11 protein-coding genes are annotated in these 16,892 nt (G+C 31.7%); 7 read left to right on the top strand and 4 right to left on the bottom strand.

Translation table 11 applies throughout. The features are described 5' to 3' along the window. The first annotated feature begins 9 nt into the window (after positions 1-9). The 4 genes from ACVC3Y_RS13320 (at position 10) to ACVC3Y_RS13305 (ending at position 5,138) form a co-directional block, all read left to right on the top strand. A complete protein-coding gene (locus ACVC3Y_RS13320; protein WP_303421701.1) occupies positions 10-723 on the top strand; it encodes a LytR/AlgR family response regulator transcription factor in 714 nt (237 codons plus the stop codon). Between the two features lie 281 nt (positions 724-1,004). Beyond that, positions 1,005-1,499: a CAP domain-containing protein gene (locus tag ACVC3Y_RS13315; protein ID WP_452227162.1), complete on the top strand. Its 495-nt coding sequence runs from the start codon at positions 1,005-1,007 to the stop codon at positions 1,497-1,499. A gap of 123 nt (positions 1,500-1,622) precedes the next feature. Next, the gene (locus ACVC3Y_RS13310; RefSeq protein ID WP_452227161.1) at positions 1,623-4,229 is read left to right on the top strand and encodes a DUF6923 family protein; all 2,607 of its coding nucleotides are present in this window, start codon (positions 1,623-1,625) and stop codon (positions 4,227-4,229) included. Between the two features lie 537 nt (positions 4,230-4,766). Beyond that, entirely contained in the window at positions 4,767-5,138 is a 372-nt protein-coding gene (locus tag ACVC3Y_RS13305) for a hypothetical protein (protein ID WP_452227160.1), read from the top strand. A 272-nt stretch (positions 5,139-5,410) separates the two neighbouring features. On the opposite strand, the gene ACVC3Y_RS13300 is transcribed toward ACVC3Y_RS13305, so the two are convergent. After that, positions 5,411-7,471 carry a tetratricopeptide repeat protein gene (locus ACVC3Y_RS13300; protein WP_452227159.1) on the bottom strand — a complete coding sequence of 687 codons (2,061 nt, stop codon included), beginning with the start codon at positions 7,469-7,471 and terminating at the stop codon, positions 5,411-5,413. Between the two features lie 152 nt (positions 7,472-7,623). Between ACVC3Y_RS13300 and ACVC3Y_RS13295 the strand changes: the two genes are divergently transcribed. The 3 genes from ACVC3Y_RS13295 (at position 7,624) to ACVC3Y_RS13285 (ending at position 10,850) form a co-directional block, all read left to right on the top strand. Beyond that, positions 7,624-7,902, top strand: coding sequence for an STAS domain-containing protein (locus tag ACVC3Y_RS13295; protein WP_303421710.1), 279 nt, complete (start codon positions 7,624-7,626; stop codon positions 7,900-7,902). Positions 7,903-7,930: 28 nt separating this feature from the next. Beyond that, positions 7,931-9,175: an oligosaccharide flippase family protein gene (locus ACVC3Y_RS13290; RefSeq protein ID WP_303421712.1), complete on the top strand. Its 1,245-nt coding sequence runs from the start codon at positions 7,931-7,933 to the stop codon at positions 9,173-9,175. Between the two features lie 454 nt (positions 9,176-9,629). Further along, positions 9,630-10,850 (top strand): glycosyltransferase, encoded by a 1,221-nt coding sequence (locus tag ACVC3Y_RS13285; protein ID WP_303421714.1) that lies wholly within the window; start codon positions 9,630-9,632, stop codon positions 10,848-10,850. A 149-nt stretch (positions 10,851-10,999) separates the two neighbouring features. Here the strand turns inward: ACVC3Y_RS13285 and ACVC3Y_RS13280 are convergent, their stop codons facing one another. Genes ACVC3Y_RS13280 through ACVC3Y_RS13270 form a run of 3 tightly spaced genes read right to left on the bottom strand, consistent with a single transcriptional unit; the run spans position 11,000 to position 16,814 of the window. Beyond that, complete coding sequence (locus ACVC3Y_RS13280) at positions 11,000-12,514, bottom strand: glycoside hydrolase family 2 TIM barrel-domain containing protein (RefSeq protein WP_452227158.1); 1,515 nt, start codon at positions 12,512-12,514, stop codon at positions 11,000-11,002. Next, a complete protein-coding gene (locus ACVC3Y_RS13275) occupies positions 12,508-13,725 on the bottom strand; it encodes a hypothetical protein (protein WP_452227157.1) in 1,218 nt (405 codons plus the stop codon). The genes ACVC3Y_RS13280 and ACVC3Y_RS13275 overlap by 7 nt, the downstream gene beginning before the upstream one ends. Next, entirely contained in the window at positions 13,725-16,814 is a 3,090-nt protein-coding gene (locus tag ACVC3Y_RS13270; RefSeq protein WP_452227156.1) for a hypothetical protein, read from the bottom strand. Before ACVC3Y_RS13270 ends, ACVC3Y_RS13275 begins: the two co-directional genes overlap by 1 nt. Between the last annotated feature and the right edge of the window lie 78 nt (positions 16,815-16,892).

The following is a 16,892-nucleotide window of genomic DNA, read 5'->3' as shown; positions in this document are numbered from 1 at the left end:
ATATACCATATGAATTGTATTGTTATTGATGACGAAGCTACTGCTAGAATGATTATTTCGCAATTATGCTCCAATGTGCCAAGTCTTAATGTTTTAGAAGAATTTCCTAATGCAATGCAAGCTATTAAATACTTAAATCAAAATGAAGTTGATTTAATTTTCTTAGATATACACATGCCAGATTTTACAGGTTTCGATTTTATTGAAACCCTTAAAAATCCCCCAAAAATAATACTCACAACATCAGATCCTAATTTTGCTATTCAAGCTTTTGAATATGACTGTATTGTCGATTATTTGGTAAAACCAATTACCCAAGAACGGTTTAATAAAGCTATAGGTAAAGCAGAAGCTAAACAAAATAAACCCGTTACGAAAGCTTCAAAAACAGAAAAAGTTGAAAGTACTTCAGGTAACGACTTGTATGTAAATATAGATAGACGCTTAATTAAAATAGATATCCCAAGTATTTACTTAGTCGAAGCTAAGGGAGATTATATTCAGGTTAAAACAGAAGATAAAAATTATACTGTACATTCTACCTTAAAAAAAATAGAAGAAAAACTTCCAGACAATTTATTCTTAAAAGTACATAGATCGTATATTATCAATATTAAAAAGATAATTGATATAGAAGATAACAGTGTTTTAATTAAAAAAGATGTTATTCCCGTAAGTAGATCGAATAGGCCAGAATTAATGAAAAGGCTTAATTTATTATAAGACATTGCATTTCAACGATTATTTTAAGAGAGTCGTCTTAAAATTCGTTTCAAACCTATTTAAAACCAACAAACGCTTTCATTAGCATTATGTTTACATTGTAATCAGTTAAGGGATTCATTGGTTAGTATATAAAAAGGCAGAAATTTATTTTTCTGTCTTTTTTTTGCCTTTAACTTCTGTAATTTACCATTCATCTATACTTTAAATTACACTAATCGAAAAACATAAAATGCAGCTTGCTTTCCTAATAGTTTTGTCGTCAAATTAAACCAAAACCGATGAAAAAAGTAGCAGTTATTATAACCGTTTTATTAAGTACATTTTTAATGTCTTGCTCTGTTGAAAAGGATGTTAATTCTTCAGAAAATTATACTACACAAGTTGTACAGGTAACATATACAACTTTAGATTATGAAATTGCAGAGCTAATAAATGCACATAGAATTTCGATAGGTCTTGATACATTAAGTCTACTTAGTCAAGCCTCCAAAGAAGCGATTACACATAACCAATATATGGCTAGTCAAGGTACTATAAGTCATGATCATTTTAGTGAACGTTCTCAAAACTTAAAAGATTCGGTGAATGCAAAAAAAGTATCAGAAAATGTTGGTTACGGTTATAATAGTGCTACATCCATAGTGAATGCTTGGTTAAATAGCGAAGGACATAGACAAGCTATAGAAAATCCAGTTTATACAGACTTTGGTATTTCTTCAAAAGAAGATGAAACAGGCAGTAATTACGTAACAAACATCTTTGTAAAGCTATAATTTAAAATAGCTTATCTACACATAATTACCATTCGTCTACACTAAAGCTACACGAAACGAAAAACATAATTTGGAGCAGGTAATATCAATAAATTTGTACTGTAAATAAGAAATAAATATACCATGAAAACAAAATTACACATATTAAAAAATCAACTAGTAATACTAGCAGTAGTATTAGTTGGTTTAACAACACAAGCACAAAATATTCCTTTTAATTGCGATTATAGTGCATACTTATTTCAACGTAATGATGTATATGCAATTGATTTAGCATCTGGTAATTCTTACCTTGCTGCAACAGATATTACACCAGGAAATATTAATGCGGCAGCATATAATCCAGCAGATGGTTTTATTTGGGGTTATTTAAGTACACCTTCTAAAACCATTGTTAGAATTGGAAAAGATTTCCAAACTACATCTTTTACGATACCAGAACTAACCACAGGAAATAAATATGTTGGAGATATTAGCCCCGATGGTATTTATTATTTTAAAGCTGGAGGAACAAGCTATTTTAAAGTAGATTTAAATCCTAACTCTGCAACTTATACACAATACCTTTCAACAGAAAGTTTAACACAGAATATTAACATCCATGATTGGGCCTTTAATGCAGTAGATGGTAACTTATATGCAGTAGAAAAAACTTCAAATGTTTTATATAGAATTAACCCAATAACAAGTGCAGTATCATCTTTAGGTGTTGTCCCAATTCTATCTGGATTAAGCTATTCATATGGAGCTGTATATTTTGATGCAGATGGTCGTTTTTATGTCTCGGCTAATGAAACCGGAACTGTTTATGTAATACAAAGTGTTCAGGATTTAGACGGAATAAATGTTATGGAATCTAATTTATTTGCATTTGGTCCTTCAAGCTCTAGTAATGATGGTGCACGTTGCCCAACAGCTCCAGTTGCTCAAGAAATATGTGATAATGGTATTGATGATGATGGAGATGGTTTAATAGATTGCGAAGATCCTTCTTGTTCAGGTTTTGGAAGTTGCGAAGTGATTGCACCACCTACAACTGCTAACGATGGCGGTTTAGAAAGTAACGGAAGATTATCGGAAGCAATTAGCAAACGTAACTTTAATCGTGCTAAAAAGAGCTATGCCTTTGACCAAATGTCGGCAAAACGTGTTACTCCAAACCCAGTAAGTTATACTAGTAGAACCACCAATGATTTTCAATTACAAGATTTTGTACCATTAACAACTATTAACGAAGATTATGCAGTAGAGTCTACACCTTCAGACTTATTAAACATTACCAACGCAACAGAAGTGTATTCTGTAGATTATATGCAAAACGATGCGTCTATAGCTTCCATCTTAGCTTTAAAAACAGAAAACGGTGTATACGAACATACCAAATATATTTGTGATAGATTATTAGGAGCAGAATTAATTTCGGTTTCTACCATTGATATTAATGATCAAGCATTCATTAAATCCATTATAAAAAATGCAGACGGTTCTTTTGAATATGTTTTAAGCTTATCTGCTAAAGTTGCTAATAACGATGCGAATTTTGCAATAGAAAGCCATTGGAATTTAGATGTATATGAAGAAAATATAACTTTTTACAACTTTCAAATCTGGTCCAATTCTATAGACGATTTATATAGCTTGTCTCAAGAAGTATTAAACTTATTAGAAGTAGTAAAACCAATCTCTGGTTACGAATTATCTACGCCTCCAACCGTTTTTGTAAGAAAAGGAAAGTATAACAATGGCGCCTTAGATCTTCAAATAATAAATACCAATGCAACCGAAAATGTAACTTTCGATTCTGGTTATAGAGAAACAGAAACGAGTGACTTTAACTACACATCGTCTAACTTAAACTTAAACGAAAATTATATTACCAATATTCAAGTACCAACAGGAAATCTATTTGATGTTGGGTTTAGAATTGGAGATGGTATAAACACACCAGACGATTTATTTATGTCCGATGGGCCTTGGGGAGTTGATGATTCACAAGCAGGAACAGTTGTAACTAATTACAATATTTCACCTAATACGAATGAATTTGATGCGGCAGATTTTCCAATAGAAAGAAACCTAAGCTTAAGCGCACACACAAGTACTTATTTTGCAGCTTACAGAGCATTAACACCACGTTTTAAAGCAGTAGATGTAACAAACTACGATAGCTTCAAACTTAAAGCAAAAGGAACAGGAAATTTAGAAATTACTTTAGTAAAACAAAGTATCACCAATTGGGAAGAGCAATATAAAACAACCATTGCTTTAACAGCAGATTACCAGAGTTTTGCAATACCTTTTTCTGCATTTACATCTGCTTTAAATACCGAATTACAAGCAAACGATGTGGTTACCATAGTATTTACAATGGTAAGTGAAGACGGAACAAGAACCGCAAAAGAAATGGATGTACAGGATGTACGTTTCTCTACAGGAAATACCTTATCTGTAAACGATTTTGAAACAGATACAACAACAAATTCTGTAAAAGCATATCCAAACCCAATGCGAAATGCATCTAATATTCACTTTAGAGCAAATCAAAATGAAACTGTACAATTAGTTATTTATAACCAATTAGGTAAAGTAGTATTTCATACTACAGTAAATGCACAAGCAGGTAAAAACCAAATAGCAATAGAAAGAAATAACTTAAGTTCTGGTTTATACATCTGTAAAATAGTAAGTACACAAACCCAATATAATCCCTTGAAGTTACTTGTAAAGTAACACTAATTATTTGTTTTTTGATTGATAGCGTGGAAACCTAAAAACTAATAATAGCTTATAAGTTGGTTTCTACTAAAGGCAAGAGCGAGGGCTCTTGCCTTTTTTTGTTCTTATTTTAAGGAAGTTGAAATGCTTCGTTATGTTTTGAAGGATAGTGTTTTAGCTTTTATTTAATAAGAAATTACATAAGCTGTTATTTAGAAGGAGTTACGACTGAAGAATCTTTTTTATGTAATGAAGTAATTACAGAAAGTATTTTTTAAGTAGTAAATTTAATAGTTAATTACAATGGGATTATACTTATTTAAAGTCGTGCACTATAATTTTTAATGGGAAATAATTTTTAAAACAAAATCCAATGAACAATAATCAAATCAATAAAAAACTAGAAAGAAAAATTAATTTCTTTACAGCTTATTTTTTTAAGTGCTTTAGTTATTTCTTTTTTTGCTTTTAGTAATAAAGATAAAATGGAGCGTTTTGATGAGCTCATTGTAAAAAAAAATTACTGTAATTGGTGAAGACAATTTACCTAGAATGGTACTTAGTAATGAAAACAGGCAACATTTAGGAAGAATGAATGGCAAGAATGGGAGAAAGAGAACGTCCTTTAGGTATTTTTTCTTTAATAACGAAGGAGATGAATGTGGTGGTTTAGTATTTAAAATAAAAGAAAAAGATGGAAAAATTATCTTCGAAATGTCTTTTACAATGGATAATTATAAAGATGATCAAGCAGTACAAATACTTAATGATGAGTATTATTCTAATGCTAAAGCATATATAAAAAGAGGAATCTCTATCAATCAATATTCGGTTGGTTCTATCATAGACGAAAGAAATAATAAGTTTAAAAAGTTAAGCATGATTGAAGATGGAAAAGAACGTACGGAAAAATTAATACGTTAATGGAACAATAAGGAGCTGTAAACCGTTTGTTTATGGGTAAAACAAAAGGAAACAGTTCGGGGCAGTTTTAGCTGGACCTGACGGTCCTCCAAAAATGATGATATATGTAGATGATAAAGGAGTGCCAAAAATTCAAACTTTTACTGAAAATGGCGAAATAAAAGACTTCCTGGAAAATTAATACCGGGCCAGTTCTACTAAAGAATTCCCATAGTGATCGAATAAACTAAGAATCTCTTTTTATTTTAGTTAATAAGATTAAATAATAAATCTTACTCCCTAAAAACAGGCTTTTCAAACAATAACCATTTAAAACGTAATCCAACCTCATTAAACGTAAAACCAGCAGCAGTTGCAGAGGCAATATTACTTCGTGTACCAAATAGATTTGCCATACAACGATCGGAGAATTTATATCCAAGTTTTCCTTGTATTCTGTAGGTGCTTTGGCTTTTATCGTCTTCAATATATTGTAATCCTGTTGCTGCAGTTAATTCGTAAAACCATTCTTTAGGTTTCGCTATGTTTTCGTCTTTAATAAGATTAGCAAAAACTTCCACTGCATTAAATTTTTCAGGGGAGAAATAAACCGTTGGCACTTGGTTTTTAAATGTAATGTATTGGTAGTTTATACCAGCTTTAAGTGATGGTTTTGGTAAAATGTTATAGTATAATGAAGTAAATAAAAGGTTTCTCGCATTGTTATCGCTTTGGCTGGTGTAAAAGTATTGTGTAAACCAACCTAAGTTAAAGTTCGTGTTTAAGCTATAGTTTGCATAATAGTTATTTTGTACTATTTCACGATCTAATAATTCGGCATTAAAGCTTTGTAATTCACGTTTGTACCCCACCGTTAAATCTTGTAATTTAAAAGGTTTAATATTAAAAGAAACATCGGTTAATAGTTGCGTATAATCATTTGTAGTTGCTTTTGCCGAGGTTAATCCTGCAGTACCTTTAAAGGTTACGTTTGGTAATAATTGATACGAAAGACCTAAGCTAAAGTCGTTAGAAGTTGCATCGTTATTTGTAACGGCATTGGTGGTGTTTCTGTAATTATAGCTTGCTAATACTTTAAATTTTGTAGAAAACGGAAACTCTATATTGTTGTTAAACGCAAATGCTTCGTTATCTCCATTATCAAAGGAATAGGATGTTTTTCCTTCGTAAAAAGGAGTAAAGGTAGTGTTGAGGTTTTTTATAAAGTTGGTAGCATCTTTTTGGTTTTCGTAAAACTTCAACGTGTTTTCTGCAGAAGTATATGCCGCTTCATATTTACCTAAAGCTTTTAATGCATTTGCGTTTCCTAAGTTACCATCAAAAGAAGTACTATCATTTACCAAAATTTGGTCGTAATCTTTAACACTCTTTTTAAAATCGCTTTTGTAGATATTAAGTGTCGCACGTAAAGCCAATAACCAGTTTTCGTTAGGTTTGGTTTCTATTAAATTTGCGATAAGCGTATCTGATGTTTTAAATTTCTTGTTCCAAATTAAGGCTTGTACATAACGTTCTGTCGTTTGTTGACTAAGTGTCGGTTCGGTAGTTTTATCTAGACTTTCAAAAGCTTCTGTACTTAGTTGTAATGCCTCTTTTTCTTTTCCGTTTAAATGCGAAACTAATGCTAAACCGTTTAATGCTGTGATTTTATTTTCAGGATTTTCAGCTAGAATGTCATAGGTTGCTTTGGCATCTTCTAAACGATTGGCAATTAAATATAAGTTGGCTAAGTTTAATAAGGTGTCTTTGTCATTATTAAAAAGAATTAAGTTTTCTTTTAACAATAACTCAGCTTCATCGTATTTTTGCGATTGCTGTTTTTGGTAAGCATATCCTAAATACATGTATTTTTTAGAGGTTAATGCGTTTGGGTTTCCTGGTAATACTTCTAATGCTTTATCTACATATTTTAAAGCATCTTTATATTCTTTTAAATTAGAAAGAGTATTGGCGTAACTTAATAATGCAGGAAAACTTTTAGGGTCTTCATCTATCAAGCCCTTAAAATAAGTTTTAGCTTTTGAAAAATTACTATTCCATAATAAAGACTCTCCATAATTTAGCTTCACCTCAAAATCTGTTGGGTAATCTGCTAATAGATTTGTAAATAGTGTATTTGCTGCTTCTGGTTTTCCGTTTAATCCAATCGCACGACCATAACATAGTCTAGCGGTTTTGTTTTGTGGATATTCTTTTAAAATACTTTGAAAAAACGTTTCCGCTTTCGCGTATTTGCCTGTTTCTAAATAGGTAAACCCTTCTTGCATGTCTTGTGCATAGCTAAAAAAAGCAGTTAATAATAATGTAAATAGGGCAAAAAATTTAAGTTTCATGTTCTAGTTTTTAATCATTTGCAAGTTAGGCATTCATTTCCATTCATTCATCTACAGCAATGGTCCACTCATCGAAATTCAATGGAATCTCATAGCTTTCTATTGCATCTTTGCATCAGAAATTAGTCACAAACAAATCAAAAATAAGAATTATGCCACTAACAATTACAGAAGAAAACAACACCATTATATTAGAAGGTGTATTAAATACAAACACAATAAGTGGTTTTAAAAATCACTTTAATGTTATTTTAAATACGAACAAAGCAGTGACCTTAGATATGGATAAGGTTACTGAAATCGATGCATCGGGAATGTACACATTAAAAGAAATGTATAGAAACGCAATTCATAGTAACAACATATTTTTCGTTATTGGTTCTGGTTGTAAAGATGTTTACGAAGATTTTAAATATCCAAACGTAGCCTAATTAATACTAACAAAAACCACATCCTACGATGCAAGCTTTATCTATATTAAAATCGAAAAAAATAACTCCAGAACAAGTATTTATGCTAAGTGTATTAGCCGTTAATGGAGGGAACTATTTGTACAATCTTATTTTAGGTCGTGTTTTAGGACCAGCACAATTTGCAGATGCAGCCGTGTTAATTACCTTTTTATTGGTGCTATCTTTTGTAGCGATGACCTTTCAATTAGTAACTGCAAAATTTTCTGTAGTTTTTGAAAACGATACGTTTAAAAATTTCATTTCTAAAATTTATAAAAACGCAAGCATTGTTGGGTTGGGATTAGGTGCATTAATCATCGTGTTTGCCAACCAACTTCAAGACCTTTTTAATACGTCGTCTTCTAGTATGTTTACCATTTTTGGAATTGGAGTGCCTTTATATTTTTTAATGAGTGTGAATCGCGGTGTTTTTCAAGGAAAAAAAGAATTCAAATCGTTATCGATTACCTATCAAGCAGAAATGCTAAGCAGATTAATAATCACCTTGGCTTTAATCTTCTTGTTTGATATACAATCTTCGGTGGTGATTGCAATTGGTATTTTAATTTCTTTTGGATTTGGATTAGTGCCTTTTAAATTTAGAAATCTAAACTTTAAAAAGACGATTGCTATAGAAGCAAACCAGTCTAAACAAGTACGAAGTTTTTTTATTATTACAGCTTTTTACGAGTTCACACAAATCATTATTAACAATAGTGACATCTTATTAGTAAAACATTATTTTGATGCTTATGAGGCAGGGTTATATGCTTCATTAGCCTTAATAGGTCGTATTGTTTACTTCGTCGCTTGGATGTTTGTAATGTTGTTATTACCAACAGTAGTACAGCTTAAAAAAGAAGGAAAAGAAACTGCACCAATTTTATTTAAATATGTTGGTTATATCGCAGCAATTGCAACAACTATTGTTATTGGTTGTGCATTATTTCCAGAAACCGCAATAACCATATTGTTTGGAGATAGCTATTTGGCAATGGCTCCATTGTTATGGAAATACGCTTTAGCTACTGGCTTATTTGCCGTATCTAACCTCTTTGCATATTACTATTTATCCTTAGACAGGTTTGTTCCTGTTGTAATTTCGGGTGTATTCGGTATGCTTCAAATGGGATTAGTTATCTTTTTTCATGATAGTTTAGAACAAGTAGTTCACATGCAAATTGTAGCAATGATTCTATTATTAGTAATGCAGCTTTTTTTCTTCGTTTTGGATACGAAAGGTAAGCAATAGAAATAAAAAAGAATTTTATATTATTAGTCTATATAAAGGAAAAGGCTGTGGTTTTGTACTGCAGCTTTTTTAGTTTGTAGTTATTGTGTCTTCCTTTTGAATGACAGTATCCATTTTCTTTAATAATATTTTCAGAGGTATTCGGTTATTAGGAGAGCAACGAAGAATTTAACTAAGAAAGTTAATATGTTAAAGAGATTCTTAAGTCATACTTCTTTCTAAAGGATACTATTAAAAATACTAAAACGACATCTTCTTACCATTCGTCTACAGCAACGTGCAACCTATCTAAACTCTCCTGAGTATGTCTCTTTAAATACGCAAATTTGTAGTGTAATTAAGAAACAACATATTAAAATTTATATTATGAACCATCCAGAACGAGGTTCTTCTTTAATAGAAAAAATTAAAACTGGATGCCATATAAAACCTTTAAAAAATAAATAACAAACTTATGAAACTAGCAATCGTAACTGCATATCCACCAAGTAAAGTAACTTTAAACGAATACGCTTACCATTTAGTAAAGCACTTTAGACAAAAAGATAATGTAACTGAAATTGTTTTACTTACAGACAAAACGGAAGGAGCAAAAGATATTGCTTTTACTGAAGATGGTTGTAAGATTACAGTGAAAGAATGCTGGGCATTTAATAGCTATACAAATATTATAAATGTGACTAAAGCGATTAATAATACACAACCAGATGCCGTTTTATTCAACTTACAATTTATGAAATTTGGAGATAAAAAAGTTGCAGCAGCTTTAGGCTTAATGTTACCATTAGTTTGTAAGCTAAAAAAGATTCCAAACATTGTATTATTACACAATATACTAGAAGAAGTAGATCTAGGCTCAGCAGGATTTACAAGTAGTAAAATCATGCAAAAAGTATATGGCTTTATAGGAACTAGCTTAACAAGGTTAATATTGCAAGCAGATACTGTTGCAGTAACCATGCAAAAATATGTGGATATTTTAGAAGAAAAATATAATGCTTCAAATGTGACTTTAATTCCACATGGAACATTTGAAATTTCTGAAGAAAAACCAGAATACAGCTTGCCACAAGGACCTTTACAAGTGATGACTTTTGGTAAATTTGGAACTTACAAAAAAGTAGAAGGTATGATTGAAGCCGTAGAAAAAGTAAGAGTATCTACAGGATTAGATTTAGAAGTTGTAATTGCAGGAACAGACAATCCAAATGTACCTGGTTATTTGGCAAAAGTTCAAGAAGATTACAAGCATATACCTCAAGTTCGTTTTACTGGTTATGTAGAAGAATATGAAGTGCCAACCTTATTTAAAGAAAGTGCTGTGGTTGTATTTCCATACACGTCGACAACAGGAAGCTCGGGTGTTTTACACCAAGCAGGAAGTTATGGAAAAGCAGTAGTGATGCCAGACTTAGGAGACCTTGCTTTATTAGTAAAAGATGAAGGGTATAAAGGAGAGTTTTTTGAGCCAACTTCTGTAGAAAGTTTAGCAAATGCAATTGAAGCAATTGTAACCAATGAAGCACACAGAATTGCTTTAGGAAAAGCAAACTATGAAGCTGCAACAGCCTATCCAATGGAGAAAATTGCAGATATGTACTTATCGAATTTTGATAGAATTATTACAAGAAAAACACCAAAAAGTAGAAACGCATTAAAACCTACTAATGCATAGAATATAATGAATCGCCACCTTTTTTTGTCCCAAAACAATTAAAAAACCTATAGTTATTTAGAAGTAAGTATACAGGAAGAATCTAATAATTAAGCTATTTGATTTAAGATTCTTCTTGCTGTACTCTAAATAGCAAACGAACAAAAATACTAGTTCGTAATGTATTTAAACGATGCCTTTTTTGCCCCATTTTTATCGATAAATCCAAAATGTTTTTGAGTATTTCGACGCCAAGGTCTACTACCTACGACCGCTTTTGGTACATCTACAAAATCATATAAAGTCCAAGACATAAATTGCAATTTATTAGCAGCAATTATTTCTTGGATTTTCTTGTGATAATTCTCCTGGTCTTCTACTGAAGAACCAAGAGGTTTCCAGAAACCGCTATAAGAAGATATTCCAAATTCCTGTAAAACCAAAGGTTTGTTAGGTATCTCTTTTTGCATCTTTTTTATAGCAGCATCCAGTTCTTCTAAATCTTCATAATAATGAAAGGATACAATGTCTACTTTATCTTTTAATATAGAAGCACTTTGTGTATTAGACCAACCAATAGTTACTGGGTGTGTTGTATCTACAGATTTTACTAAGTCTATCATATTATCTAACCAAGCGATTACATTTTCTTTTCCTCTAGATTCAAAATCAAGATTTGGTTCGTTTTTAATATCCCAAGCAATAATAGCGTTATGGTTTTTAAAAGTAGCTACTATGGTTTCTGCGTGACGTTGGTTCAAGGTCCAATTCATTACCGAATAATCACCATAAAAATCAAACAAGGTCAGCACGACTTTGAGGTTGTTTTCTTGCGCAGCATCTAAAGTTTGTTTTAGTTTTTCTAGCTTTCCCGGTTTTACATCTGCTTTTCCAAAATCGTCATATTGAACGAAAATTCTTACCGAATTTAAACCAGCATCTTTTATAATTTTAAAGTCGTTAGTAATAATGTCTTTCGAAAAATCGTCACCAAACATATTCCAAGGAGTTGCTTTCGGGTAGTAATTAATACCTTTAATAGTTAAACTATCGGTTTCAATTTTTGGTGTTTTAGCTTCAAAAGGATTACTACTTTCTTTTACCAAATGTCTAATACGCCAAAAGCCATCCTCTAATAAAAATACCATTTTGTAAGTAGATGTTTCTGTAGTTTCTAAAACTAGTTTTTCAGCTTTAAAAATTCGCTTGTACTCTATAACATTTCTATCTGTAATAACAGCCAATTGTCCATCTTCACTAAAAAACTCTAAAGTTGGATTGTGGTTTAATGTAGTAGCTTCAATGGTGGTGTTTTCGGATTTGTTTAAATGAATAAAAGCATATAAATTTTCTCTAGCACTATCGGTGTAATAATCTTTTATTCCGGCAGTTTTATTCGTTTTGTAAGCCACTTGTTTTACATACCAAGCATCTAAATAATCATTCTGTAAGGCATTGAGGTTTTCGTTATCTATTGGCCGTCCTTCATTATTTAAAGGTTCCCAAATTAATTTTGGAGCATATTGTTCTACTTTTTGTATTTCGGTATGTAGCATGGTACTTCTATCTGCCCCAGTATTTAGATAGCTAAAAATCGCGCTAATACCAGAAATAATCAATGCTACAATCATAATATATGAGATTATTAATATGGTACGTAGTATGTTTTTATTAAGACCTACCATAGTTTTTTGTTCTTAAATGTTTTGTTAATTCCTGCGGTTTCTATACGAAAATTATAAGTGTCACTTTCATACACAGCTGGCTTCAAGAAAAAGGTAGCATAGCCATTAAAAGACGTTTTAGTAATAGTGTCTACAAGTGTATTGTCTTTATAAATTAATAGTTTTACGTGTAATCCATCCGGAATCATTTGCTCCATAAAACTTTGTAATGGACCAACTAATATTTCGCGATTTTTGTTAGTAAAGGCAACGTTAAAATCGTCTAGAACACTTTGATATTTTAAGGTAATCGTATTACTTGCTGCCATACCATCTACATAAGCTTTAATGCTCCAGTTGTCTTTAAAATCGGGATGAATTATTTTAGAATGTGCCACTCCTTCTATAGTAGTTCCTGTCGTTTTTAAAATATTTCCATTCGCATTTGTAATATAAAAGGTAACAAATGTACCATCGCTAACCACATTATCTTGCTTGTCTTTTAGTACAGAAGTTGAAAAGGTTGTAATCTGATTTCCGTCTGCATAATTATGTGGTCGTTTTGCTGAAATGGTAAAATCTGTAGGAATTGCAGCCCAAACATGAATAGTGAATTCTTTAGAATTGACGCCTAAACTTTCCGAAGATACTAACATACGTCCACTTTCTCTTTTAGAATAAATGTTTCGATAAGTAATTAAATTCTTGGTAAAAATAGCATTGTTTTCTTCGGAAGCTAAAAACTGAAACTTTGCATTTACCTTCGTATTTGTAGGTACAGGATTATCTAAAGAATCTGTAGGAATTACAACCAACATGGTGTAATCTGTTTCTCCAGCTTCAATACTTGGCGGGCCAATATAGGTTTCCATAGTGGCGACTTCTGCTTTTGAATTCATATAGAATTGACCAGAAATAGATTTGTTGCCCTTTAATAATTTCCAGTTTACAACCCCCATTTTTTTTGTGATGTTTTGCGGAATTTCATATTGAAATGCATTGTCTTTTACTATAGCTGTAACCAAAGTAGAACCATAACTATTCGAGCAATAGAGTAGTGGTTTTTCATCTTCGGAAGCTGTAAATTTTAAAATAACAGCATTTCCAACTTCATATTCTATTTGTGTGCTTAGTAACTGAACCGGATTAGTAGCTTCGTTGTCTTGCACAAAAGCAAAGGAAGATAATAAAATCAATCCTAAAAGGAATATGTATGTACGTTTACATTGCATTAATTCGGGTTTCCTATATATGTGTTAATTTCTATTTTAATATAACTAAAATCTGGATGATCGATTTTTTGTAATTGGGCATCACTATGATTTTCTATTCTGTTAGGTACTATTTTTGCTGCAATGGCAGCATTTGGTAAACCATTTACAAAAATGTTTTGCATGTTTGTATTTATGATTTTTACTTTACTATTTTTTAAAATTTCGTATTCAAAATCTTGTTTGCGTTGTTGTCTCACACCTTCTTTTACAAATAAATGATCAACCCAAACCATATTTTTATTGGCATCATAATAACTAACCAATAGCTGAGGTATTGTAATTTCTTGGATGCCACTATTAAATAAGTTTCCGTTTATAGTTTTCTCTTTAATAGTAATGGCACTTAATACCACATTCTTATATAAATCGGATCCAGATACATTTCCAGCGATTTGTAAGTTGAATTTTGTGGGTTGTTCTTCAAATTCGACAGGTGTAAATTCATCTGGGTTAAATGTGTCTGGAATAGAATCCTGCGTTCTAGACCAGGCAATGCCTTCAAAATTAATGCGGAAACTACTCGATTCTTTTGGCATTAATTTATGTTTAACGTGATACTTTGCATTGTAGGTTGCTAGTTGTTTGTTATCATTATTGTATAAGGTTCCTTTTAAAATAACATCAGCAGGTACATTATCTATATTCTGTACTTCACCAATAATGGCATAACTACCATCATACTGCACTAGTTTAGCAGAAACGACTTCTAAAACAGGTTGTTTTAAAATGTCTTCATGATGTGTTTGTTGAGTAGTGATACGACGTCTTCCTTGATTAAAATACTTGGTTGCATTTGCAGAATAAAGTTGATCTGGCGGTAAATCGTTGTTTAAATCATCTGGTTGTAAATACCACTTTCCTTTTCGTTTGGATAAGGATTTATAATCTACTTTTTCTATTTTTTCTAAAGGAGTAATCCATTGGCTAGTCACTTTTGCCGAAACGGTACTGTCGTTATGTTTTGTAATTTCTGTATCAATAGCATCCATTTTTGCATAACTACTTAGTAAACCATCAGTTACTGAGATCTCTAACATGTATTGTGCAATTGGTAACTGGTTTTCTGGATCGATTAAACCATGCGCTTTTTCAAATTCTTTAAAATCTAAAGCATCGTAATATGCGATAATAGCATTTTCTGGACTGCGTTGCGAATCGTTTTTTAGATAGAATAAATAGATACCATAAAATACTGTAATAGCTAATATGAAAGACCAAATATGCGTAATTCGTAAAACAATTCGTGAGAATTTATTATACGTCGTTGGAAACTTTAAAAAATCGGGAATAGGTTTAATTCTAGTTTTAAGTGCGATTACCCAAAGCATTTGTATGTTTAAAACAAAGGCTATTAAAACGGTTAAAAATGGAATAATTCCCCACATTATTTTCACCCATTTAGCAACATCCTCTTTTGGTAAAATAGAGGAAACAGGAGGGATGTTTAGTCGTTCCCATACCATAATGCCATTTTCTAATTGACGCAAGCGTTGCCAACCACAAAAGTATAGTATGGGATCGTAAAACTTATCGTTAGAAAAGATGTATTTGAGATTGTATTTTTCTGGTGTGGTTAAAAATTGCTGTAACGATCCAATACCGGCAACGCCTTTAAACTTAGAGTTTTCTAAACGCTCGATTGGTCGTGTGGTTAATTCTGGCAGTCGTCTTGCAGAGTGGTAGTTTCCATCTACAGTCATGGCATTGGTTTGTGCACTTAGCCAAGCCATTTGGTCCCCAAAACCTAAAGTTAAAAAGCGCCATTTATCATGATCGTCTTGATTTAAGAAATTCACAATAGGAAGCATTTTTATTTTTTGAGGTTGTGATGGTCTAAAATAATTTAAACTCATAGTAAACACGACCATAAACACCATTAAACAAGCTAATATGCCGCCAATAATTCTGTGGTAAACAGCTCCAAATTTAGATTGAATTAATTCTTTTAAATCACCTTCTACAAAACGATATGCAAACTCTCCCATTAATGGTATAGATAAAATGGAAGCCCAAAGTGTAAATCTATCTAGGGTTAAAATATTAAAAGCGGTTTCTCCTAACATTTTTAAAGGTATAGGAGTTGTTCCTCCTGTTCCTAAAATGGTGCAAATGGTTACAGATAACCCAAAAAACAGATATCGTTTGCTATAATATCTATAAAATATATATGGTAAAAGAACAAGTAAAATTCCCCAAGGAATTAAAAAAAACACTAATCCAGAGGAGGTGATTTCTAAGAAATTATCACGAGAACCATGCGGAATTGGCACTTGTGTAATTGGGTTCGCTTTCGAGTTTAACCAATATGGAAAAATACAACCTATAATTAAAACTAAGGATAGCATCCCAAAGCTTACAATACGTTTAAACAACTTAAAAAAACTATTCAAAAATATTTTAAAGGTCACTTCTTTCATCGAGCTGACCTGCTCTCTAGAAACATCCATAATAACCATTCCTATTAAAGGAAAAATAAAAAAGATCATTCCAAAAATGGGCGTCACATGATGTGAAGTGACGGTTACGGCTATTAAAGATAAGGATGTAGCTAAATACCATTTCTTACCTGTTTTTAACCACAAATAAATTTCGGGTAGGGCATGCATTAAAACAGAAACGCCAACAATACTTGGTAATTGACCAAAAATATGAAGCGTTTCTACAAAAGAAGAACTAAAGACTGCTAAAATAGCAGCATAACCAGCAACTGTTTTGTTGGCAGTCATCATTAAAGAAAATCGATAAGCTCCAGTAATAAAAAGGATAATTGCAATTAAGGCTACACTAAACATCCCAAACTTTAAACCACCAATCATAGACAATAATCCAATGGTTTGATGCACTAAAGGAGGATAACTTTGTACAGTAAAACCAGTATACCATTCGTAGTTCCATGGCTCAAACCAACTATTTGCATAATGATCTGCAAAAAATAGGTGTATTAACGCATCATAAGTAGTTTCCAAAGTGAAAAATATGGAACTGCCATGAAAAGCCAATCCTAAAAGAATGGCTGTGATTAAGTATTTATTTGAGGTTTCCTTCATTTAAAGCCTAAGCTACAATAATATGGTAAAGATAATTAAATATAACAGTGCTTCCATTTTTAATTATCTACAGCAACT

Source organism: Lacinutrix cladophorae (genome assembly GCF_053604645.1).
Note: the sequence above shows the minus strand (reverse complement) of the source record. Positions and strands in the feature narration are given on the sequence as shown.